The organism is Pseudoalteromonas sp. Scap25, from assembly GCF_013394125.1.
Classification (GTDB): domain Bacteria; phylum Pseudomonadota; class Gammaproteobacteria; order Enterobacterales; family Alteromonadaceae; genus Pseudoalteromonas.
In genome coordinates, this window is sequence record NZ_CP041327.1 from 3084417 (window position 1) to 3108405 (window position 23989).

A 23989-nucleotide genomic window follows, 5' to 3' on the forward strand; every position below is an offset into this window, starting at 1 on the left:
ATTACTCCTTTCTCTTTTCAATAATTTTAGTCCAATTCATTAGTGACTTTACTTGTTTGCTATCTTCACTTTGCACGTTAGCATCTAAAATAATAGCCTCAACTCGGCGATCTGAATGACGTTTTTGCTCACTTTGTTCCGACTCACTAAATGGTTTTAAACTGCCTTGGGTTAAAGTGGTAATGTTATAGGTAGGCACACCATAAACACTCAACCAATGCTTAACAGTATCTGCGCGTTTTAAAGCCAGCTCGTAATTACTATTTTTACTGCCTACAGAGTCAGTATGCCCGATAAGTAAAATACTAATACTTTCTAGTTGTTTGATTAAATCGGCTGCTTGAGCAACTCGTACGGCATATTTAGGGGTTATTTCAAAGGCATTAAATGCAAATTGGTTATCGCTATTTAATAACTCCGCTATTTGCTTTTTTACATTAACTAATGCGGGTTGTTCATCAATCGATGCAGCGCAATTAGTCAACTTTCTAACAGTATCAAAATGGTTAGCTAATTGATTAAGGCCATGATAATGAATTAATAAGTCATGTTCCGCGTCTTCCCACATTTGAGCTGCGATTAAACGACGAATACGATTCTCATAAATTTGGGCTTTTAATAACTGTGCCGGCATACAGGCATTAATATCCTGCGACTTTAATAATTCAAGCTTAAGTTCTAAGTGCTCAAACTCGCTCCTTACAATACTCTCAGGTTGATTAAATGTTTCATCTAGCTGCTGATCATCTAATGGATAGTTTTGGTATTTTTCGGCCAAGCCTCCCTGCCCTTCATCTGGCCAAGTAGCGCATCCGCCTAAAAACATGAAAATGAAAATTGCTATGCTCGCCTTCATAAAACTCTCCCTGATAACCTCTACACAGCGTCAATAAATGGAATGGTTTTATCCACTCTTAATAAGTTCATTAACTTAAACGGCTGCCCGGTGACATTAAGTAAAGATAGCTTATTACTTTGTTTTTCAATTCTTTTATATAGAAAAACAATAGCACCTATTCCCGAAGAGTCGATAAATTCGGTTTTAGAGAAGTCTAAAACAACAAAATTAGAGTCTTGCTCAACGAGCAGCTCAAACTGATCTTTTAGCTCATCGACAGCAAAGCCTGAAAAGTCATTAGGAATGGTAATAACGGTTGGATCGGTTTTGTGGGCTACATTTTTCATTTTAATCACCTATTAAAAGTATGAACTCAAATAGACAGTTACAAGAAGAATGCCAAACTTAAGACATTGAAATATAAAAGCTTTAATGGCTTACTAATTAATTTTTGAAATAGAAGTGCATAATGCAATTGCTTTTTGGGTGTACAATTGCATTATGCGAAGCGGGTTATTGGCCCTTACCAGTAAAAATAACAACCAATGTTTTAAAGAAAATAGTCAATTCCATATAACACCAGCTACGAGCTGATGAAGTGCTCAACATATAGGCGTAATCCCAACCAATTTTATTACGTGCATCGTCAATAGTTTCATCATAGCCATTCATTACTTGCGCTAACCCAGATATACCTGGCTTTATGCCATAAGTACGCTGACAAAAATACGGAATATCTTTTTCAAGTTTTGAATAAAAAACAGGTCGTTCAGGGCGAGGGCCTATCAACGACATATCACCTATGAGTACGTTCCAAAGCTGAGGTAATTCATCTAACCGTGTCTTACGAATAAAGCGCCCTACTGGGGTAATACGCGGATCATCTTTACTTGCCCATACGGCTCCACTTTTAACCTCAGCATCAACCACCATAGAACGGAATTTTAATACGTTAAAAAGTGCCACAAAGTCATCATCACTTTGCCCTACTCTTAACTGTTTAAACAACACTGGTCCTTTAGAGCTGAACTTAATCACCAATGCAACCATGAGCATTACAGGAAACAGAACAATTAAGCCAGTAGCAGAGCCTAAAATATCAATACTGCGTTTTACTGCTCTGATTATTAAATTATTAGACTGCTTAGTTTGGTGAACGCGCTGCCAATGCTTACTATAATCACCGCGTTCAAATTTAATAATCCCCCAAAAAGCACACAAGTATGCCGCAACCAAATAGTTAATACTGTCGATCACCGGCCATTTAACTTTTATGCTCAAAAGCTGTTTTAATACACCCAGCCCATGTATAGCGGCTAATGTAATACAGGCTACTTTGGCTAAAAACACGTTAGAGAAAACCGCCAGAGAAATTAGTAATCCATAAATCAGTACCAGTATAATGGGCATAATGCCACGTAATACCTTGTGCGAAATATAATTAAAGCTTACCCAGCCTAGTTTTGGATTAAATAGCTCAGACAGCATTTTAATTTGCTGCCAATTGCCAGCGCCTAACCTTACCCTTCTTGCATAATCATGGCTTTGTTCATCGCATTCACGTTCAACAATGTTGATCTCGTTATTTACTAGCGCTTTGCCACCTTTATTAAGTGCTTTCATCGACAAAATAAAATCATCGTTTATAGTGCTCGCATCTAATAACTGAACATATTCAGCGCGTATAGCAAACATGGCACCCGGTACGCCAATAACAGCGCCTAATGATGACTCCATACTTTTTACTTTATTTTGATACTGCCAATACTGTTGCTGCTCTTTGGTGGCTAAGTCATCTAATATGTACACCCCCGTGATCACATTGACCTGAGGGTCTTTAAAATCAGCATCGATTTTATTTAGTACATCAACGCTGAGTAATGCGCTGACATCGGTAAACAGCAATACATCGTAATTTGGCCTGGTTAGTTTTATTAACTCATTAACACCAAACGACTTGCCTTTATTGACCTTATTAAAATGCAAATGACACACTACATTTTGCTTTGCAAGATGCGATTGAGCAATCATCGCCTCGTCATAGGTTTTGTCTGTACAGCCATCAAGATAAACATGAATAGCATACTGCTCTGTGCTGTATAACATAGAGCCAAGGTTATAGAGCTTTTCACGAATATGTTCTTGCTCGTTGTAGGCGCACATTAAAATACCAAAGCGCGTGGTTGCCGGGGTAGCGTTTAATTCGATGTTCACTTCATCGTTACTAAAAAGCTTTAATAGCAATAAGTAACCAACATGATGGTACAACACCAACACAATCAAAATCGCCAATGTAATCAGTAAAAAAGTCATTGTAATCCCCTTATGAAGCTAAACCATTATAAAAATGGTCATAGGCTTCGCTCATTTTGTTTGCATCCGCAATTGAGAGAATATACTCTCGAATGCATTGCCCGTGCTTCATTTCCAATGCTTTTAATAGGGCAAGTTTTAAGCCAAAAGAATCATTAGGTTTTACTAAAATACCCTGCTTATCACTGACAACTTCACTAATGCCACCGACATCAGTTGCCACTATTACTTTGCCACATGCCATCGACTCTAAAATAGACAGAGGTAAGCCCTCTCGTTGCGAGTACAAGCACATCACATTAATGGCAGAATAAAATAATTTCATATGCTGCACATTTCCTAAGAAATGTACTCGCTCTACCACCCCTAGTGACACTGCAGCACTCATTAATGAAAAACGTAAACTGCCATTACCAGCAAATACGAGTTCAATCTCTTTGGGTAGCGCAGGCAGTAATTTAATTAAATCTAAATGCCCCTTACCTGGCTCTAAACGAGCAGAGCATCCAATGAGCTTTTTGTCATGGGGCAAGTTAAGCTTAATCCGTGCAGTAGCGTCATCTGTATCTATAAACTGTTGAAAATCAATGCCGTTAAGAATAGTACTATCAGCTTTAATAGCGGTTTCGTTGAAAAACTCATTAGCGACCACATTTGCATCGGCCACCCAATGAATTTTAGTCAGCTTATTCAATACTTTTGTGATCACTCGCTGTTTAAAGTTTTTTAAATACCACGCATCATGAATTGTCGATACGTGTTTAATACTTGGATTAACTAAACAGGTGAGGCTAGCGTAAAGCATTGGGCCAATGTGATGGCTATGAATCACTGTAATATTATGTTTTTTAATTATTTCACTAAGCTTTTTAATTACACTTAGTTCAAATTTAGGGGCTTTGTTTAAGCTTATAAGTTTTTGCTCAAAGGCTGACAGTGCTGGCCATTCATTTATTGCATCCCTTTCAGTTCCTTCCAAAGAAACAAGAATACTGGTGTTTGCAAATCGACTTTTTTGCATCAAAGTCACGGCCATTTTTTCCAGCCCACCTATTTTAAAGTGTTGAACTAAATGTAAAACGTTCATGTTAATTTCCCTCACTAAGGAAGTGCATTGATGGACTAACCCCAGCATGTAACGTGCTGTGACCAACAATGGGTAAAATGGTAACCACGTCTAGTGACGATAGTTTTTCAATGGTTTGAATATCTTTTAAATGACTGTCGAATAAGGTCGCAACAAACACACAGGTGACACTGGTAAATATGCCTAAAACAATACCCATAATAATTGCCACCACGAGTGAAGTATTAATTGGTTGAGTAGGACTATAAGCTCGCTCAATGGTTTTAACTTTGTCAGGGCCTTCATACTTAACCAGCTTGCCTGTCACTTTTGCCATTTCGTAACGCCCTAACATGTCTTTATATAATGACTGTTTAACATCGTAGTCACGCTCGAGCTTTCTAAGTTGTTTTTCTATATCACTGGTTACTAGTAAGCGCTCGCTCACTGCATTGACTTGTTTTTCTAACATGTCGTATTCTTGCTGATGCTGCAGAACATTATTTTTAGCTTCTTCTAGAGCGAGTATTTGTGACACCAACACATTACTTTCATTGTCATTTCCACTGGGTAAGGTATTAGCCATTTGCCAAAGCTGATCAATATTAGTGGCATCAAGGCCTTTACCACTTTCAATTAACGCTTGTTGCCGTGCTCTAATGCTGAGTAGTTCGCGCTTTTTTGAAACCACTTTGCTGTGTTTATCGGTATAGCGGGTTTTTAAAAAACTGAGCTCTGATTCTGCAGTAATTATTTTCTCTTCTATACGACCGAGAATCGGGTTTGCTTGACCCATTTTTGTAGTAAGTGCCTCAAGCTTGGCATTAGCGCCTGAGAGCACAATGGACTTTTGTTGTTGATCACTTAATAACTTATCGAAAGTTTGCCTATTACTGTGTAAAACAGCGGGTAAGGTATTACTGTTTTTTGCTTTAAAGCTTGCCAATGAAGCCTCAGAAATCTCCAACTCTTCTCTTAAACTTACCAGTTGCTGATAAAAAAATTGCTCAGAGGTATCCAGTGATGCTTTCGTTGGGGCTAATAAACTTTCTATAAATTTCTCTACCACTTTTTCAAGCACCGCCTTCATTTGGGTTTGGTCATGCCAAATAAAGTTAACCCGAACTAGCTCGTCTCCCACCAATGATAAGGAAAGCGCCTGTGAAAGCTCTTGATGTATTTTTTCTATTTTGGCGGGGGATGCATCCTTTGGTACTAAATTGGTTTCTTTTGCCACGGCAATCAGAACTTTGCGGCTAATCACTAAGGTACGCAAAGCTGCCATCCTATTTGATAAATCAAACGAGAACGACAAATCATCTAAATAGGGATTAAGCAGCGCCGATTCTTCTATAAGAATAGTGGCGTGGTTTGTATATTGTTTTTGTGACGTTGCCGCGAGTACAATCACTACTACGGGTACAATCAGCAACGGCAAAACAAATAACTTTGCCCTGGTGTAAACAGCGTACAAAGCTAAATAAAGTAATCTTTTTATTTGCTCTCTAACTAACATATTCGCTACCCATTGATTTGCATATTGCTATGCGAAACTTTGCGGCTATTTGCAAAATAAAAATTTACAGCGTAAATAGCCTTCTTTAATGGAGTAGTTGCACAGGGCGCGCCAATATTATAGTTATGGTTTAATCGGAGGGATTTAATATTTGTAGATCGTTGATCACAGTGAGAGCTTTTACCGGCCAGCTATGCTCTTTCGCTATGTTTTTTTGGACTGCATGCAATAAACTTAATTTTGCTTGACTGAGTGACAACGCCTGATCAATTTTTTCAATAAAGTTATTCTGTGACTGAGCGATAAAAATTTGCGAGTGATAATGATTCACTGCCGCGAAATCGGTTGCGACTATCGGTTTGCCTACCGCTAAATATTCTTTTAATTTAAGCGGGTCGCAAGCCCTAATTTGCTCATTATCGACAAATGGTAAAATAGATACATCCCAATGAGCCGAGAAAGATACCAACCGTTTATGCTCAACCGCACTAATATGCGTTACATTTTTAAACTGCAACAACCCTGAAATGGGAGTGGTAATATCGCCAACTAATACCAATTGATATTGCGGCCTAGCAGTGGCCAACGCCATTAATAAAGGGATATCTAGCCAGGCATTGATACTGCCATAAAAGCCAATAATGGGGGCTTCAATAGCGCTGATTTCTGCGGCTTTGTCGACATTACTCGTAAATAAATCAAAGCTCACGCCATGTGTTAGTAACTTAGTTTTTTCAGCAGGCATTTTAGTTTTTAATAACTCGCTGATCACATAAATAAGATCTGCGTTTTTAATCAGCTGCTGCTCAAAAGGCGCAATCAGCATAGGATCAACCCCAGCCAGCGCACTAAAATCGTCACCACAATAATAAATTAGCGAGTCGGTGGCTCTTTTATCAAACAGATAGCATGCCGTTGGCACACTTAACCAATATACAATAGGTTCACTGGTTTTATGAGCACCAATATGACGAGAGAAAACCCAACGGTTATAACAGCGCACTAAGCCATTATCATGCCATGGTAAAATAGGCAGTTTATATACCGTCATATTTTTAGGCGTGGCTATTTTACTATTATTAGAGGGTTGAAATAGCTGCTTAAATTTATTAAAAATACGTTTTATGTCGTGCAGCTTTACGCTAGGTTTACGCATTCCCACAGAATTAACCCAATTCACTTGCTGTCTTTTTGCAAGCTCTGAAAATAAATGCTGAGTACTACTAGGGTGGCTCCCCCAATCTTCTGCAAAAACAATAAATTTCATTCGCTCACTCCACTATGTTTTTGACTACTTTAGCCGGATTACCTGCGGCAATAGTAAAATCGGGAATATCTTTGGTTACCACACTGCCCGCCCCTATAATGGCTCCTTTACCTATGGTTACTCCAGCAAGTACCGTAACACCGGTCCCAATCCATGCTCCACGCTTAATAATAATATCGCCAATTTGACTCTCATCATCACTTTGGCCGTTCGCACGACGTTCACAATCAATTGGGTGACCAGGAAAGCCTGCTAAAAAAACACGTCCCGCAAGTCTTACATCATCTTCAAGTACAATTTTTCGTCCTACCGAAAACGCATTTTGCCAGCCAATATCAACATTATTACCAATACTTAGTAGAGGCTCACGCTCATTACTTACACGGCCACACAAAGTGCTGATCCCCGAGATCCTGACATCGTTTTTACATTCAACCCTTAATTTACCAATTACCTGAGGCATACCCGAATATAAATATAAACGTTTTTTACTGCCTTGAATTTGGCTTTTAAATAATGGGGTGTAATAAAATATTCTCAGCAGTTCATGAACAAACTGCTTTATAAAATGGTGCAGATGATAAAGCCCACTATGTAGTAGAGGAATAACGGGTAGCTGTGGATTACGCAGCGACTTTGCAAATTTAAACAAACGTTTTGCCGAGGGACTGTTACTATTTTTTAGCCAATACTTTAGTTGGGTCACCATAAGACGAATCCTTATTACTATCGATAGTCAGCTTTTCTAGGGCAATGGTCAGGGACAAAATGATATACAAAGGCCACGTAAAAGCTTGAGTTAAAAACGTACCTGCAACCATAAAACCAATTAAACCGGCTTTTAGCGCATTAGCATTCACTGTCACTTCAGGATTAAAGTTAAGCTTATTAATGCAAAATACTCGAGACAAGCTGCGATAAATACTGGCGATAACCAGTAAAAAAATACATATACCAACAAAGCCTGTTTCACCAAGTACCTGAAACCACGTACTATGCACTGCATGATTCTTGCCATCCCAGTGCGGGCTATAAAAGTAATAGTTTACGAAGAAGTTATTTACCCCAACTCCTGTTAGCGGGTTAGCAAGCGCCATGTTTATTGCAGCTTGCCAAGCATATATTCGACCCATAGCAGACTCGTCAACTCCACTTTCAGCAGCACCACCACTTTGCCTATCTGAAATCCCCGCAAAGACCATCATGGCAAGCATGGCAACTGCCCCACATGCAGCCACAACCACTGGATTTTTTACCTTTTGATATAAAAAGAAACTCAAAATAGCAGCAATACCTAATAGGCCGCCTCGGCTTTGCGTAGCTATCACTCCTGAAATAGCCAAAATTAAACCAACGCCTGCAAATAATCGTCGATATGGATTGTTGTATGTATTAAATAATTCAGCAGCTAAAAAAGACACAGGAAACATCAGCACTAAAGATAAATCATTAGGATCGCCCAGTTGTGAACGATACTCTCGAGAAATAGTGACTCGGGTGCCCTCAACTAGCCCCACACCATTAATTTTGTTATTCAGTGCCACCAGCGCAATGGCCACACCAGAAATCATAATTCCTAGTCTTACGTAACTAAAGTGAGAAAATCGCGTTAACCACCAGCTGATCACAAACACCATAATAAAAACTTTAACCAACACTCCAGACCAATACTCAATAGCAACGCCACGGTTTGAAGCCGAAAACACACACACAGTAAGCCAAACAAACCAAATGACAAAAATAAGATGAGCTGAGCTCCAATGCGGTTTTAATGTTTTGGAAATAAATAAATGCCAGAAAATGGCCAGTAAAGAGGCTAGCGCTAAGAGTTTAGGGATTTTAAGCGGCATTAAAAATACAAATGCCTCATGGATCCTAAAATAACTAAATAAAATAAATAAGATAATAAACACAGTACTAATACGCACGGCTAATACGCCAGCAAATGGCAGTAACAATAAAGCAAAAGCAGCTATGGGCCCAAATAACGAATATAAGCTTAAAATAAGCGCCGTTATCACTAAGCCATTTATTAATAAGTAATGCTCTTTATACCAGTTAACCATGCGCCTTCCTTGCTAAAAGCCGTTGCAATATTCCCGTGATGTGGTGTTTATACTTTTTAAATAACAACGCAAACAAACATATCAACACAGCAACCTGTCCTACAATGTAGTAAGACACTTGAGTCACACTTAACGAAAACACAAGAATAAAGCACAGCCAGCTAGGGAGCAGACTGTGTACTTTAAATGCTAAATGCTCTAGCTTTTGACTAATAACTACAAACAGTAGCGTTTTTAAAGTTTGCGCCAATGCTAACGATACAACAGCACCTAATATTCCCCATTTTGGCACTAAAAAACTTAATGCAATTAATACGCTCGTAGCACTCACTGCATTAATAATAGTCACAAACAAGCCGTTATAGTGAACATAACAACCAATATTAAGTAAATCGCTATGGTGTCTCAGCACAACAATGAGTATTAAACTGGGTAATAACCAGGCATTAAGTAAATAATTTTGTGGTAAAACGAGGGTGAATAAGTGCGGCGCTAAAAGTAGCATTATGCAGCAAAGGGTAATCGCAATCTCAAGGCTTAATTCACATAAAAACACATAGTGGTTGCGGCTTGAGGTTAACTCGTCAAAACGGCGTGAAAACCACCACATTCTGATTGGTTCAAATGTAAACGAGGTCATGACTGCAAATTGCAGAGCGACATAATATTGAGCGAGCTTTTCTTTGCCCACACTGGCTACAATATACCAGTTTTCTGCGCCATTATTAGCGTACACAAAGAGTGAAGAGACAATAATGCTTAACAAAAACAGCGTATTTTTAGGCGTAATATTCCATGCGATACATTTAAAACTAATATTAATCGTGCGTGCTATTTGCCACAGTGACAGTATCAGTACAATAAAACTCGCTATCACACCAGATAGCATAACGCCGGTTACACCATAGCCTAGATATAGCAAGATGATGGTCAGTAGAGTTTGTCCGACCCCTTGTAAAACAGCTAAATAGCAGAACTGCTTAGCCATTTCGTAATACCTAAAAAAACAAAATACAATCGACAACACCGACGAAAATGCCAAGTTAACAGCTAATAATTGCAAATCTATTTGATTAACAGAGATAGGTAATAAATTCAGCAAAAGGTCAGCAAACAATACAACAGCAATTACAAATGCAGTGCTTAACACACTACATAAAATCAACGCATCCCTAAATAAAGCCTGCTTAAAAACAACGCTTTTCATTTGCTGTTTAAAAAGGAGCTCAGGTAAGCCTAGGCACAACAACAAAGACATTACGGCTGAAATAGAGACTAAAAAATTAAGTTCACCAAACTGTGCAGGGCTTAAAAGACGAGTCGATATAGGGAGTAAAGCAAAGCCAAGCCCTTTGAGCAATAATGTTGATAGTCCAAAATAGGCTATTTGCTTAAGTCCGTTCATCTTCATTCCTTATGAGTTTTGCACCCAAGATGACAACTTTTTAGCTTGTGAGCTGGCATTAAATTTATTTGCTACCAATCGTTTAGCATTGATACCTTTGGCATATCGTTCATAGGGATTAAGCTCACAGAATTGAGTTAAGATAGTCTCTAAACCAATAATGCTTGAAGGCTCACATTTAAAACCAACAGAATCATTTACAATTTCTTTTGCCCCCATAAGCTTGGTCGTTAGCACAGGAATACCACTGGCCATAGCTTCTTTAAGAACTACTGGCCCAGTGTCTCTGTCACCATTACTAGATACACAAAATGGCGCAACCAGTGCTGAGTAGTTACTGGTATTTTTTGATAACCAAAGAGGCGTACGACGCCCTAAAAATCGAACATCTTTATCAAGCCCAAGCTCTTCACACAAAAACTTTAAATCATTCATTAATGGGCCTTCGCCCACGATGTCTAGACATATGGCGTATTTTTTACTTAATTTTTTTATAGCGGGTAATAGAAATTGCAGTCCTTTTTTTTCAACTAAGCGCCCAATGAATAACAATTTAACAGACTCATGAAGTCGATTTGGAGTGCTGCTAAATAAACTTAAATCAACACCACAATGCAATAGCTCAACTTTTCCAACTTTGTAATTACTTAGTTTTTGAGCCATGTCTTTACACACAGCAACCGAGAAATCACATAACGAAAGCTTGAGTTTGAGATCGGTATCGTTTACATATACATCATGGCCATGACCGATTGATGAGACACTAATACCCGCAATTTTGCTAGCAACAATCGAGTATGCCAACGGTGCATGCATAAAGTGACAATGTATATGAGAGATACCGTGCCGCTTAATTATTTCTGCAATGTTTAACCCATACCCTAGAAGCGACATGGCTGAGATTGAGGTAAAGCGAAAAGCAATTTTAGCAGCGTTAAGAGCTACTAGCGGCTTAGACATTGCAAATTTAGCAGCAGCACTAAAAGACTTTTTAATGATAATTACATTTACACTGCTATCGAGATTTGCACTGGTATTTAAATTCTCAAAGGTAATAACACTTACTTTATGACCTGCTTTAACAAGTGCATTTATTTCTGTCACCACAAAGGTTTCTGACGGGATATGGAAGCTTGGTACAACAATGCCTATATGTTTCATGCTAAATACTCCAAAAGATTCTAATGGTTATTTCGCAAGAACCATGCCCAGTTAAAAAGCACTAAAAATGGTTAGATTAAAGTCAATTTGCGAACATATATTGCAAAATGCAAAGCATTAGACAAAAAACACTCCACAAAGCTATAAAAATACTTGGCGCTTAACTTGCGTAGCACTTATCTAGTTAATTAATAGAAGCCAGGGTGCAGCTCATGAATATAGAAATAAGCGTTATTATCCCAAACTACAATTGCAAACAGTATTTAGCAAAGGCACTGAGTAGTGTTATTGCTCAAAAAAATGTCAATCTAGAAATTATCGTTGTAGACGATGGCTCAACCGATGGCAGTGTTGAATGGTTGAGAAAAGCGCAGAACACATTTCCACAGCTGGTTATTTTAGAACAAGAAAATACCGGTGTAGTTAATGTACGCAACCGCGCTATTGCAGCTTCTAAAGGGGACTATATTGCATTCTTAGATGCCGACGACTATTGGAGTGATGATAAACTGTATGAGCAATTAGGTTATATGAAAGAAAACTCCGAATGTGTTTTAAGCTTTACTAACTATATGCATGTAAATGAAGACTATGAGCCTATTGTGGATTGCTTTTCTTTTTGGCCTGAATTTTCAAAATTTGTTGATAAGAAAAATATGGGCTACCAAAATTTAAAGTCGCCAATGGACTTGCTTATTTTTGCTAATGTAATAGGAACCTCTTCAGTTATGGTTAAACGCTCAGCCATTAATTATATCGGCCGATTTGATAACGTATTAAACAGCGCAAGTGATTGGGATTGCTGGTTAAAACTTGCAAGAATTGGTGATGTAGCTTTTTCACCGCGCATAGCCATGGATTACTTAATGAGAGCGGGCTCTATTACTGCGAATCGTAAAAATAGGCTCAACGCGATGAAAGAAATTGTTTCACGCTGCAAAAGAGATGCTGGAATGATTGCACAAATAAAAGCACAGGCACGTATATTAGAATGCTACGGTGAGTATTATCGAGAAATAGGCGCAAAATTTAAAGCGTTATCGACTACAACTGCCGCGTTTACGTTATTCCCGCATAAACGTAATTTACGCCATTTATTACATGATTTAAAAAACACATTTACTACTGCATCATAAATACTTCGCCAATACACAGCAAATAGCGTTTAAGCTATTTGTTTTGTATTGGCCTAAAGTAAATACTTCACCTAACTTTTTAAATTTAATGTATAACTTAATATTTTATGATCGCTGCCTTTAAACTCACTCACTTCCAGAGAAGATAAATTAAACTCTTGATTGAAAATACAATGGTCAATTGGCAAGCCTGTCATTAAAGTGTGTTTTATTGCAGTAGGTGCAAAGCTGGTATATGCATTTGCAGCTGCATAACAACTTTGCGCATTAAACCAATTAAAATAGCTCGACCAGGGAACAATATTTAAATCTCCCGCAATAAACCAAGGATCTATCTCTTTTGTACTCGCCTCGTTCATTGCTGATAATAACCGATTACGATTATGCCAATGAGTAGCAGTTCTTGGTGAAGGTGGATGGGCAATAAAAGCGGTAATAGGATGTTTATCTAATAACAGCTTAAGCTTAATATAACCTAATCGGTCGCCATCTAATTTAACTTGCTGTCTGTGTATAATCGGTAAACGCGAAATAACCACAATGCCGTAGGGGATCCCTTCGACTTCGCGATAACCAAACAAACTAGCTTTATTTAAAAACGGTTTAAGCAAATGCCGGTTTAAATCGCTAAACTCCTGCAAAACAAGCACATCCCATTGCTGGTTTTGTAAGTTCTTTAGATGCATGTCTACATAGGGATTATTGTAATTGAGGTTAATTTGCTTAACCGTTATCGCAGCCTTCGAGGGAATGACTTCTAATGAATGCAGCGGTAAAAGTGAACTTAAATTGATAATACAAATAATCGCAATCACTCCCCCTAGCCATAGTTTTTTTAGCGCAAGCAGTAACAATGCAAAAAACAACGCAGCAGCTAACAAAGGAAACCGAAAGGATATTAATAAATCAGCGTAATAAAACTGCCACGGATTAAATGCGGCAACAATTAGCAGCAAGGCAATTACTGCGATAACAGCAATGCTATAACCTCTTTTTGAATTACACCGCCTACTCGAAATAACCTTGAACATGAACGCCCCTTTTAACAATAAAAAAAGAATATACCTGAGTATATTCTTTATCTTAACTTTGAGTTTTATCAATTAAGCCGATAAAACTTAACCAGAACTCGACATAACCTGATGTTATCTAATCTCAAACATTTGGTTTTGTGTTTGAGCATCAAACTGCCAAGTAAAAGCAAGTGGTTGGGTGCTGGTATCGTAAAACCAAATTTCCGCTACTAGCTCAATATCTTGTCTGCTCATCGCAAGTGTGGTTGTGAGTGCCCCTTGCGTTAGAGGGGCTCTGAATAAGCAGTTATTGTAATCTGCTCGTTCTGTATTCAATTTTTTCTGACAAATATTTAGATACGCTCTTTCATCGCCTCTAGAAAGCGCTACATCAATAGCTAAATTAAATTTTGTTGATAAGTTAAAGTCATTATTTATAACTAAACTTGCCATACTTTGAGGCTCAACTGTTACAGGATCTGCAACCGGTGGAGCGACATTGGTCGGTGCAGGTGCTGCACCTTCATCGCCTCCGCCCCCGCAGGCTGTTAACAGTGATAATGAGCATAAGATAACGGTTAATTTATTCATTACTGTTCTCCTTTAACAACCACACTCGGTGCGTTGTAACTGTTAAACCACTGCGGCGCTTGCTGACCTGACGACTGTGCAAAATTAGCAAAACGATCATAAGCATTGGTGATATCCACCCCTTCAAGTGGATGTAGCCACTGCATACCGACTTCAATCGCCCAGGGAAGGCCATTTTCAGTTTGAAAAAATAACTCAGAGGCTTGCTGAGTGGCATCATCTGCACCATTAACAGCGAATAAACTACTATCGAAAGCCTCTGTTGGCGCTTGGTTTTTTAGATGAACCTCCCAGCTTCTTGCATTTTTACCAACTAAAAAGTCACCATGATAAAATCCTTCGCTACCAAAAATGAACGGATCGAGAAGTGTACCAGGTGCATTCGCTAGCGCTTTAGCTGCTTTTAATGGAATAGTCATACTAAACGTTACTTTACTGTTTACGTCACAATTGCTTTCGGTTCTAAAGTAATCACAGCCGGCTTGCTTCGTAATATGTTGCCAAGTGTCCTGCATGAAAATCAAAATTGCCTGCTCACGGTTTGCTTCTAATGGCGAGTCTAGTTGCGGCTCTCCATTGATAGTGTAAATGATATTTTGCTCATCAATTTCACTACTTAAAATAGCATTGGTTGTGCTATTAGTAGTTTCTGTAAGCCTTACAGCAAAACCATTGTGATAAGTTGCGCCCACTCCAACAAGTTGACCATCAATTTTATAGCCAACCACATTGCTTCCTTCAATCAGCTGCGTAGTACGATAATTTACAACGACATCATTAAAGTCGTAATCGCCTGAGAACGGCCATTTATCTTCATAGGCAAGCGTAACCCAATCGTTTTCACCAGGATAAACAGCGCTAGCAAATGTGGTTATTGGATAATCTTCCACTTCGCCACCTAGCACCCCACCCGTGGCAGTAATTAATGATGCCTCGGAGCCATCAGTAACTCGAAAGCGAGCCCATGTTTGCCCTGCTTTAACATTGCTCGGTACGCTAACTAAAATACTATTATCGCCTTTGTTAAGCGGATACTTAGTTACCATGCGCTCAGATTCACTAAAGCCACCATTTTGATCCCAGTCAAACCAAGCATATAAAAAGCTATCAGCTGACGCGTTAACAATAATTTGGCTATCTTGTCCTGCAGCAATCGCGGTTACAAAACTAACCCCGTCATCGGAGTCATCAATGGGATTCTTGATTAAATCATCATTCGTATTGATGTTTTCACCATCGACCGTTTCACCCAAGTAAATAAGATTACTACCAGTACTATTAGGATCAAATAAGTGTCGAGCGCCACTTTGCTCAAGACTCGTGTTATATGGGCGAGGAGCATCACCAAAATCGATAGAACTATCGGTAACTGCAACTTCTGCAATAGCGCATCGCGCACCATCATTTTGACTAGATTTAGGTCCTGAGGTAAATACGTTTGCTGTTGGTGTGTAGTCAACTACGGGGCTAATACTTAAATCAACTTTATGTATTTTTCCGCTTTTGTTATTACTAAAGTAAAACTGACCGTCAATGTCAAAGTAAGCGGCACCAAATGCGCCCGTATCATCACCAATGTCGAGCTGAGTTATAAATTTAGAAGTATTATTAGCAACGTTAATTTCATGCAAATCACCATTTGATTCAACTGCATAAAGTAAATTACTTTGTGGATGAAAGGCAAAATCATAAATCCCTAAATTCCAGTTAGCACTATTAGGTAAAAGCTGCGCAGTAATCTCAGCGGTTAGATCTGAGTTTAAATCGATTTCGTAAAGGCCAAACCGAGGAGTATAAACATAATATGAAGCGCGCTGATTTGCTGCATCGCCTGTTACCTGAATGTCACCTACATAAAAATTAGTATCTGGCAGCCCTGTGATATTTAAGCGAGCCATTTGGTAGTTACTGTCTATTTGCACCACACTTTTTGGTGCTTGGCGGCTAAAGCCATACAAGTACTGATCTTTATAATTAAAGCCAATGGCGTTTACGCTCTCATTGTTTGCCTCAGTAGTAAACGTTAAAGCCGCGGCTAACACCGTTGGTTTAGCTGATACTAAATCTATACCGTATAACTGTGCTTTGGCATCTTGCATTAAAAAAGCCTGACTTGGACAATTCTCAAATGGCTGACTAAGAACGGTGCAAGGCCACAATACACAGCAAACTTTTCCGAGATGGGTTAATTTCATACGTAAGCCCTCTATAGTTACATAGTTGAACTAATGCAGACTTTATTCCAAACTTTAACCTATTGAATTTAAATAATAATAAAAAATTACATCACTTAGATATGCAAGTTGCAACACATGTCTTTGCATTATGCGAGAGTAAAAATCACCTTCACAAACTCTCTGTATCTATGCTCTTAGACACGGGCTATTTGCTCTAAGTATGCAGCAGTTGAGTAAGCTTCATTAAATAAAGTACAATAGTAAAATTAAGGCAGGCCTTTTTAACGGCTGTGCTTGTTCATTTTAGGTAAAAAATCATGGCACACTCTCGCGGAAACTTATTCATTTTATCGGCACCTTCTGGGGCAGGTAAATCTAGCTTAATAAATGCACTACTGAAAAAGCATGCTGATATGAAAGTATCGGTATCGCACACCACTCGCGCACCGCGCCCTGGTGAAAATAATGCAGAACATTACCACTTTGTATCAGTTGATGAGTTTAAAGCGCTGATTGCCAAAGATGATTTTTTTGAATGGGCACAAGTATTTGATAACTATTATGGTACTTCTAAGCAAGCGATTGAAGAGCAACTCGCCGCAGGTATTGATGTATTTTTAGATATTGACTGGCAAGGCGCTCGCCAAGTTCGAGAAATAATGGACGACGTAAAAACTATCTTTATTTTACCGCCATCAAAACAAGAGCTAGAACAACGTTTAAATAATCGCGGCCAAGACTCTGCTGAAATTATTGCAGGTCGAATGGCGCAAGCTCAATCAGAAACCTCTCATTACAACGAATACGACTATGTTGTAGTGAATGATGATTTTGATACTGCTCTACGCGATTTAGAAACCATAGTAATTGCACAGCGATTAACGCTAAAAGCACAAACAACACGTCATCAAACTTTAATTAATGAGCTGCTCAAGTAATCTAAATTACGATTAATTTTCGGTTCATGGCTTAAAATAGATAAAAATTAACCACTGGCTATTGGCGAAACTTGCTGCGTGCAGTAAACTACGCCTTTGCTTTTAAATTATTTTGGAGTGCTAAGATGGCTCGCGTAACAGTTGAAGATGCAGTAGATGCAATTGGTAATCGTTTTGACTTAATTTTAGTTGCGGCCCGTCGTGCCCGCCAAATTGCTGTTGGTGGTAAAGATCCACTAGTAGATCCTGAGAACGATAAGCCGACAGTTGTTGCTTTACGTGAAATCGAACTTGGTTTAGTTGATAATTCTTCAATGGATGTTATTGACCGTGAAGAACAACAACATCAAGAAGCGGCAGAACTAGCTGCTGTTGCTGCCATTGTTGGTGGCAACCAATAATCAACCGCCCGGTCTGATTTAGCTAACGGCATAGTTTTTCAACTATAGCCGTTGGCAATCCTTTGTTTTCATCGTATATTCGTAACTTATCCTAACTTATTTGCTTCACGAGAACATTGGAGTGTGAATGTATCTTTTTGAAGGTCTTAAAAAGAAAATCTCAAAATACTTGCCAGCAGACGATGTTGAGCTAGTTCAAAAAGCCTACGTGGTAGCCCGAGAGGCTCATGAGGGTCAAACTCGTTCAAGTGGCGAGCCTTACATTACTCACCCCGTTGAAGTCACTCAAATATTAGCAAGCATGCATCTTGACCATGAAACGCTCATGGCAGCACTCATGCATGATGTGATTGAAGATACCGATTTTAGCCAACAAGATTTAGCTGAAATATTTGGTGAAACGGTGGCAGAACTCGTAGAGGGTGTGAGCAAGCTTGATAAATTGAGCTTCAAAGATAAAAAAGAGTTCCAAGCTGAAAACTATCGAAAAATGATTATGGCAATGACCCAAGATATTCGGGTTATTTTAATCAAGCTAGCTGATAGAACACACAACATGCGTACACTAGGCGCACTTCGTCCTGATAAGCGCCGCCGTATTGCTCGTGAAACCCTTGAGATTTATGCACCAATTGCTAATCGCTTAGGTATTCATGATATAAAAAATGAGCTAGAAGATTTAGGTTTTCAAGCACTGTACCCTATGCGTCATCGTGCACTTAAATCGGAAGTGGCTAAAGCGCGTGGTAATCGCAAAGAAGTTATTTCAAATATTCAAACTGAAATTGAAGCTCGCCTTGAAGAATCTGGCATAAAAGCGACCGTATCAGGCCGTGAAAAGCATCTATATAGTATTTATAAAAAAATGCTCAATAAAGAGCTGCTGTTTAACGAAGTCATGGATATTTACGCATTTCGTATTGCAGTAGACTCTATGGATACCTGTTATCGCGTACTTGGTGTAGCTCATAACTTATATAAGCCAATCGAAACCCGTTTTAAAGACTATATTGCTGTACCAAAAACTAATGGTTACCAATCATTACATACTTCTTTAGTTGGCCCGCATGGTATTCCTGTAGAAATTCAAATTCGTACTTTAGATATGGATCACATGGCTGATAAAGGGGTCGCAGCTCACTGGATGTATAAAAAGTCGGGTGACAATGCGGGTCATACTGCACAACAGCGCGCACGCCAATGGATGCAAAGCTTATTGGAATTACAACAAAGTGCAGGTTCCTCGTTTGAATTTGTAGAGAATGTAAAAACAGAGCTATTCCCAGAAGAAATTTATGTCTTTACCCCAGATGGTCGGATTATTGAACTTCCTATGGGTGCAACGGCGGTTGATTTTGCTTATGCCGTTCATACTGATGTAGGTAATACTTGTGTCGGTGCACGTGTGAACCGCAAGCCTTATCCTTTAAGTAAAGCCATTGATACAGGGCAAACAATAGAAATTATTACCAGTTCAGGCGCTCACCCTAACGCAACATGGCTTAACTTTATTGTTACTGGCAAAGCACGCTTGGGCGTACGCAACTACCTTAAAAGTCAACAGCATGAAGAAGCGTTATTACTTGGTCGTCGCTTACTTGACTCAGCGCTAGGGGAAAACAAATTTGATAACCTGCCAGCTGAAAATATTACCCGAGTGCTTGAAGAGCATGAGCTTTCCTCTACCTTAGAACTGCTAGTAGAGATTGGCTCAGGTAACTTAATGAGTATGCTGATTGCTAAACGCTTGTTACAAAACGACAATGATGATTTAAACGACATCGCAAAGCGTGCCAAGGCAACTATTATTGGTACCGAAGGTATGTTGGTTAATTATTCTAAATGTTGTCGTCCTGTACCTGGAGACGCTATTACTGCCCATGTTAGCCAAGGTAAAGGTTTAACCGTTCATCGCCAAGAGTGTAAAAATATTCGTGGTTGGGAAAATGATCGTTCGAAATACCTAGTCGTAAAATGGGATGATAATCCTGAAAAAGAATATATAGCGACTTTAAGAGTAGAAATCATTAACCACCAAGGTGCGCTGGCTAAATTAACCAATGTGGTCGCCACTACGCAGGCCAATATTGTAGAAATAGCTACCGATGAAAAAGAAAGTAATTTATACGTGATAGACTTAGGGATCACAGTTAAAAACCGTATTCATGTCGCCAATATTATGCGCCGCATACGTGTTATGCCCGATGTACAAAAAGTCTATCGTAAAAAATAAAATAGGAACATCATGAATAAAGCATTTATATCAACGGATAAAGCACCTGCAGCAATTGGTACATATAGCCAAGCAGTAAAAGTGGGTACAGCTGTTTATTTATCAGGGCAAATACCACTTGTCCCAGAAACAATGGACGTTATTTCTGAAGACTTTAGTGAGCAAACACATCAAGTATTTAAAAATATCAGTGCGGTTTGTGAGGAAGCTGGCGGTTCTATTCAAGACCTAGTAAAAGTTAATATTTACCTTACTGATCTTTCAAACTTTGCCATTGTGAACGAAGTTATGAGCCAATATTTTAAACAGCCTTACCCTGCGCGTGCAGCTATTGGCGTTCGTGCACTCCCTAAAGGTGTACAAGTAGAAATTGACGGCATTATGGAACTTCCTTCAACAAACTAACCTCTATAAGCTATGAGCGCCGCTCATAGCTTTTATCCCATTCTATAGCTACACTTTGATGAATTCTTGACTCAAAACTAAAATTCTAGCACTCTGTAATCACGTTATTTTATTAAACCTTACTTTTGTAGTAGAAAAGGATAACTTGTGTTTAAGCTTGCTCATAATGGCAATGTATTGCTCGATACGAGTAAATCTGCACCCACCAGTGCTGCTTTTATCATTGAAGCAATTGAACAATCGCCTTACAGCGAGTGTGAAATCGATCATGACGCCATAAATAACTATTTCAGTAGTGCAACACCTGAACGAATCTTAGTCGTTGCAACACGCCACGATGCAACCTTAATCGTTGAAATCAGCGATGATAAAATGCTAGCCACTGGCACGCTCACTCTCGCCAAAGGTGGCGCAACACTCAGTTTTGATGAAGCTAAAAAAGAATTAGTGAAAGCGCATGTTGCTAGAGGTTATAAACAAGCATTTTTAGAGCAGCTTTTACAAAAGCAATTTGAGCTTCCTCCGGGCTCTGTAGTTAGCGGACCACTCGCTAAAGGACGTTTACCTACTGACGGCCAAGATAGTAAATTTAAAGCCATGGTTAAAACCTTAAAGGACCGCCTTAAAGCACCCAAATTAAAAGAAGATGGTAGTGTTGATATGCGTGATTTTGGTAAATTAGCAAGTGTTAAACCGGGTGAATTACTAATCCAGCAGCAACCTGCTACTCCTGGTCAAGAAGGGTTTACCGTGATAGGTGATGTTTTACCAGCCAAACCAGGGCAAGTTCATGCCCTAATTGCAGGTGAGGGTACTGAAATATCAAAAAATAACCCGATGGAATTACTTTCAACTATTGCCGGCGTGCCTGTTGAAATAAATAACGGAATGCGTGTTGACGATATTTTCACTGTTAACGATGTGTCTGTAAAAACAGGCCATATCGACTTTGAAGGTAGTGTTATAGTTAGTAAAAATGTAGAGCCTGGAATGCGGATAAATGCAACAGGTGACATTACCGTTTTTGGTACAGTCGAATCTGGAGAATTAACCGCCGGTGGCGATATACTTGTAAAACAAGGGGTGATTGGCCATCAAAAGCCTGAAGATAAATCACTTTCTTGCAGAATAATTTGCGCAGGTGATGTGCATGCCTCACACTCTCAATATTGCTACATTGAAGCTAACAGCATATTGCTTGACCGCCAAGCCAGCCACAGCTCAATGAAAGCAAAAAATATAATTCAAATTGGTCAATCAGAACTACCTAAAGGAAAGTTATTTGGAGGTGAAATTTTAGATGCCACTAAACTAATTGCCGGAGAAATTGGTAACGAATCAGGGGCTAAAATGGCAATTAATTTAGCCGCTTCAGCTACTCAAATGACCAAAGATATTGATAAATATTTTAGTGAATTAACAGCTGCAAATGAACAGGTTGATAGCTTACAAGCTGCATTAGAAAAAGCAGATTTAATTAAAGATGCTCATAAAAAAAGCGAGCTCATGAATAAGATTGGATCAACTCAGATACATCATAGTCAACAAGCTGAACAACTAGAAAAGCAGATAGCGAGTTTAGAGCAAAAACTAAATACCATGCTCGATGAAGCCATTTTAACCGTAAATACCGTTTTACATTCTGGAGTGGAAATCCATATATTCAACAAGTTACTTAAAACAACTCGTAACTTTCCACCAAGTAATGTTAAGTTAGAAAACAATAAAATAGAAATTGAGTTTAAAACTTAATTATAAGGGGCTGTTAGTAACAGCCCCTTATTCTTTATAGTAAGCCGTCTACACTGTCATAGGTTTGTGCTGGCCACACACCTACCTGCACTTGCCCTATGTGTTGTTTTTGTAATAACAGCATAGCCAAGCGAGACTGACCAATACCACCACCAATTGTTTGAGGAAATTTACTTTCTAACAATGCTTTATGCCAATCAAACTCTAAACGGTCTTCGTCACCGGTAATTCCCAATTGAGCTTGCAAAACTTCAGGACTCACTCGAATTCCCATAGATGATATTTCGAAAGCATCTTCAAGAATTGGATTCCATACTAAAATATCGCCATTTAATCCCATATACTGATCACATGTTGGTGTTGACCAATCGTCGTAATCTGGCGCTCTCACATCATGAATTTTACCATCACTTAATGCTCCGCCAATACCAATTAAAAACACAGCACCATATTCTTGAGCAATCGCTTTCTCACGCTGCTTAGCGCTAAAGTCAGGGTACATTTTACGCAGTTCTTCACTGTGTACAAAAGTAATTTTAGCTGGCAAAAATGCTCTTAAGCCAAAGCTTGCACTAACATATTGTTCAGTGGCTTTAATACCTTGGTAAATCGTTTCAACCGTTTGCTTGAGAGTAGATAGCGAACGTTGCGTACTTTCACAAATAACTTGCTCCCAATCCCATTGATCAACATAAACAGAATGGATTGGGCTTAATGAATCTTCATCAGGTCGCAACGCTTTCATTTGCGTATAAATTCCCTCACCTTGTGAAAAGCCATATTCACCCAAGGTTTTACGCTTCCACTTAGCAAGAGAATGCACCACTTCGTAACGGCTATCTGCAATCGCTTTAATATTCACAGCCACGGCGTTCTCGTGCCCACTTAAGTTATCCTGTGTACCGTCGCCTACTTTAGCTAAAATAGGCGCTTGAACTTCAATTAAGCCCAGTTTTTGTTCTAATTGCTGCGAAAAGAACTGCTTAACTTTACTTATTTGCTGCTGCTGCTGCACATAATGTGAACTCATAATAATTGGCCTCATTCCCAGTTATTGTATTTACTACTTAGCGCACAATCACGCTTCAATGAGGTTATCGTAACAATTAAACTATTTAATTCAATATCCCATAATAAAAATAGCTTTACGATATTAAAACCATTAAAAAAGTGGTATAAAAATAACTAATACCATAATTAAAGACGGTTAAATCTATGGAAAATTATCAAATCGATAATCTTGATAAACAGATTCTGCATGCATTAATGGATAATGCGCGTACACCTTATGCTGAATTAGCAAAACGCTTTAGTGTAAGCGCAGGAACAATTCATGTGCGAATCGAAAAAATGAAACATGCAGAGATCATCACAGGTACTCAACTAACCATTAATACAAAGCAATTAGGTTACGATGTGTGTTGTTTTATTGGTATTAATTTGAACAACGCGCGCGATTATCCGCAAACACTTATAAAATTAGAATCATTAGAGGAAGTGGTCGAAGCATATTACACCACTGGTAATTACAGTATTTTTATTAAAGTAATGACTCGCTCTATCGATCATCTACAAGATGTATTAATCAATAAAATACAGGCAATAGAAGCCATTCAATCAACCGAAACCCTGATCTCATTACAAAACCCGATTAGTCGAACAGTGGTGCCTTAAGGTGAAAAATCTCGTATAATTTGCCGAAAAAGAGGAC

At 38.8% G+C, this 23989-nt stretch carries 21 protein-coding genes; 7 read left to right on the forward strand and 14 right to left on the reverse strand.

Translation table 11 applies throughout. The annotated features are described in order from the left end of the window. Position 1 precedes the first annotated feature (1 nt). From FLM54_RS14245 to FLM54_RS14290, 10 genes are all read right to left on the reverse strand, one after another. Positions 2–856: an OmpA family protein gene (locus FLM54_RS14245; protein ID WP_138606333.1), complete on the reverse strand. Its 855-nt coding sequence runs from the start codon at positions 854–856 to the stop codon at positions 2–4. A gap of 20 nt (positions 857–876) precedes the next feature. Beyond that, on the reverse strand, positions 877–1185 hold the full coding sequence (locus FLM54_RS14250) for an STAS domain-containing protein (protein WP_178956702.1): 309 nt from the start codon (positions 1183–1185) through the stop codon (positions 877–879). Positions 1186–1351: 166 nt separating this feature from the next. Next, positions 1352–3151: a sugar transferase gene (locus FLM54_RS14255; RefSeq protein WP_178956703.1), complete on the reverse strand. Its 1800-nt coding sequence runs from the start codon at positions 3149–3151 to the stop codon at positions 1352–1354. Between the two features lie 10 nt (positions 3152–3161). Continuing rightward, positions 3162–4238 carry a glycosyltransferase gene (locus tag FLM54_RS14260; RefSeq protein ID WP_178956704.1) on the reverse strand — a complete coding sequence of 359 codons (1077 nt, stop codon included), beginning with the start codon at positions 4236–4238 and terminating at the stop codon, positions 3162–3164. Between the two features lies 1 nt (position 4239). Further along, positions 4240–5733 (reverse strand): GumC family protein, encoded by a 1494-nt coding sequence (locus tag FLM54_RS14265; protein WP_178956705.1) that lies wholly within the window; start codon positions 5731–5733, stop codon positions 4240–4242. Between the two features lie 130 nt (positions 5734–5863). After that, on the reverse strand, positions 5864–7000 hold the full coding sequence (locus FLM54_RS14270) for a glycosyltransferase (RefSeq protein ID WP_178956706.1): 1137 nt from the start codon (positions 6998–7000) through the stop codon (positions 5864–5866). Between the two features lie 4 nt (positions 7001–7004). Next, complete coding sequence (locus FLM54_RS14275; protein WP_109875861.1) at positions 7005–7709, reverse strand: acyltransferase; 705 nt, start codon at positions 7707–7709, stop codon at positions 7005–7007. Continuing rightward, the gene (locus tag FLM54_RS14280; protein WP_055013278.1) at positions 7675–9066 is read right to left on the reverse strand and encodes an O-antigen ligase family protein; all 1392 of its coding nucleotides are present in this window, start codon (positions 9064–9066) and stop codon (positions 7675–7677) included. The genes FLM54_RS14275 and FLM54_RS14280 overlap by 35 nt, the downstream gene beginning before the upstream one ends. After that, positions 9059–10471: a lipopolysaccharide biosynthesis protein gene (locus FLM54_RS14285; RefSeq protein WP_178956707.1), complete on the reverse strand. Its 1413-nt coding sequence runs from the start codon at positions 10469–10471 to the stop codon at positions 9059–9061. Before FLM54_RS14285 ends, FLM54_RS14280 begins: the two co-directional genes overlap by 8 nt. 9 nt (positions 10472–10480) lie before the next feature. Beyond that, positions 10481–11632: a glycosyltransferase gene (locus FLM54_RS14290; RefSeq protein ID WP_138606316.1), complete on the reverse strand. Its 1152-nt coding sequence runs from the start codon at positions 11630–11632 to the stop codon at positions 10481–10483. A 212-nt stretch (positions 11633–11844) separates the two neighbouring features. On the opposite strand from FLM54_RS14290, the gene FLM54_RS14295 reads away from it, so the two are divergent. Further along, entirely contained in the window at positions 11845–12768 is a 924-nt protein-coding gene (locus tag FLM54_RS14295; RefSeq protein ID WP_138606314.1) for a glycosyltransferase family 2 protein, read from the forward strand. Positions 12769–12839: 71 nt separating this feature from the next. Here FLM54_RS14295 and FLM54_RS14300 read toward each other — a convergent pair whose 3' ends face one another. The 3 genes from FLM54_RS14300 to FLM54_RS14310 form a co-directional block, all read right to left on the reverse strand. Continuing rightward, on the reverse strand, positions 12840–13799 hold the full coding sequence (locus tag FLM54_RS14300; protein ID WP_256729579.1) for an endonuclease/exonuclease/phosphatase family protein: 960 nt from the start codon (positions 13797–13799) through the stop codon (positions 12840–12842). A gap of 114 nt (positions 13800–13913) precedes the next feature. Further along, on the reverse strand, positions 13914–14372 hold the full coding sequence (locus tag FLM54_RS14305) for a hypothetical protein (RefSeq protein WP_178956708.1): 459 nt from the start codon (positions 14370–14372) through the stop codon (positions 13914–13916). Continuing rightward, positions 14372–16567, reverse strand: coding sequence for an LruC domain-containing protein (locus FLM54_RS14310; RefSeq protein WP_178956709.1), 2196 nt, complete (start codon positions 16565–16567; stop codon positions 14372–14374). Before FLM54_RS14310 ends, FLM54_RS14305 begins: the two co-directional genes overlap by 1 nt. Before the next feature lie 299 nt (positions 16568–16866). Between FLM54_RS14310 and gmk the strand changes: the two genes are divergently transcribed. The 5 genes from gmk to FLM54_RS14335 all read left to right on the forward strand — a co-directional run bounded on the left by gmk (position 16867) and on the right by FLM54_RS14335 (position 22278). Then, positions 16867–17487, forward strand: a complete 621-nt coding sequence (gmk, locus tag FLM54_RS14315; RefSeq protein ID WP_054202954.1) for a guanylate kinase — start codon at positions 16867–16869, stop codon at positions 17485–17487. A gap of 125 nt (positions 17488–17612) precedes the next feature. Further along, positions 17613–17888 carry a DNA-directed RNA polymerase subunit omega gene (gene rpoZ / locus FLM54_RS14320; RefSeq protein WP_008108220.1) on the forward strand — a complete coding sequence of 92 codons (276 nt, stop codon included), beginning with the start codon at positions 17613–17615 and terminating at the stop codon, positions 17886–17888. 127 nt (positions 17889–18015) lie between these two features. Continuing rightward, positions 18016–20121 carry a bifunctional GTP diphosphokinase/guanosine-3',5'-bis pyrophosphate 3'-pyrophosphohydrolase gene (gene spoT / locus FLM54_RS14325; RefSeq protein ID WP_109875868.1) on the forward strand — a complete coding sequence of 702 codons (2106 nt, stop codon included), beginning with the start codon at positions 18016–18018 and terminating at the stop codon, positions 20119–20121. A 12-nt stretch (positions 20122–20133) separates the two neighbouring features. Further along, a complete protein-coding gene (locus FLM54_RS14330) occupies positions 20134–20526 on the forward strand; it encodes a RidA family protein (protein WP_010392969.1) in 393 nt (130 codons plus the stop codon). 147 nt (positions 20527–20673) lie between these two features. Beyond that, complete coding sequence (locus tag FLM54_RS14335; protein WP_178956710.1) at positions 20674–22278, forward strand: DUF342 domain-containing protein; 1605 nt, start codon at positions 20674–20676, stop codon at positions 22276–22278. Positions 22279–22312: 34 nt separating this feature from the next. Here FLM54_RS14335 and asnA read toward each other — a convergent pair whose 3' ends face one another. Continuing rightward, complete coding sequence (gene asnA, locus FLM54_RS14340; protein ID WP_178956711.1) at positions 22313–23308, reverse strand: aspartate--ammonia ligase; 996 nt, start codon at positions 23306–23308, stop codon at positions 22313–22315. 185 nt (positions 23309–23493) lie between these two features. Between asnA and asnC the strand changes: the two genes are divergently transcribed. Beyond that, positions 23494–23952, forward strand: coding sequence for a transcriptional regulator AsnC (gene asnC / locus FLM54_RS14345; RefSeq protein WP_138606304.1), 459 nt, complete (start codon positions 23494–23496; stop codon positions 23950–23952). The last annotated feature ends 37 nt before the right edge of the window (positions 23953–23989 follow it).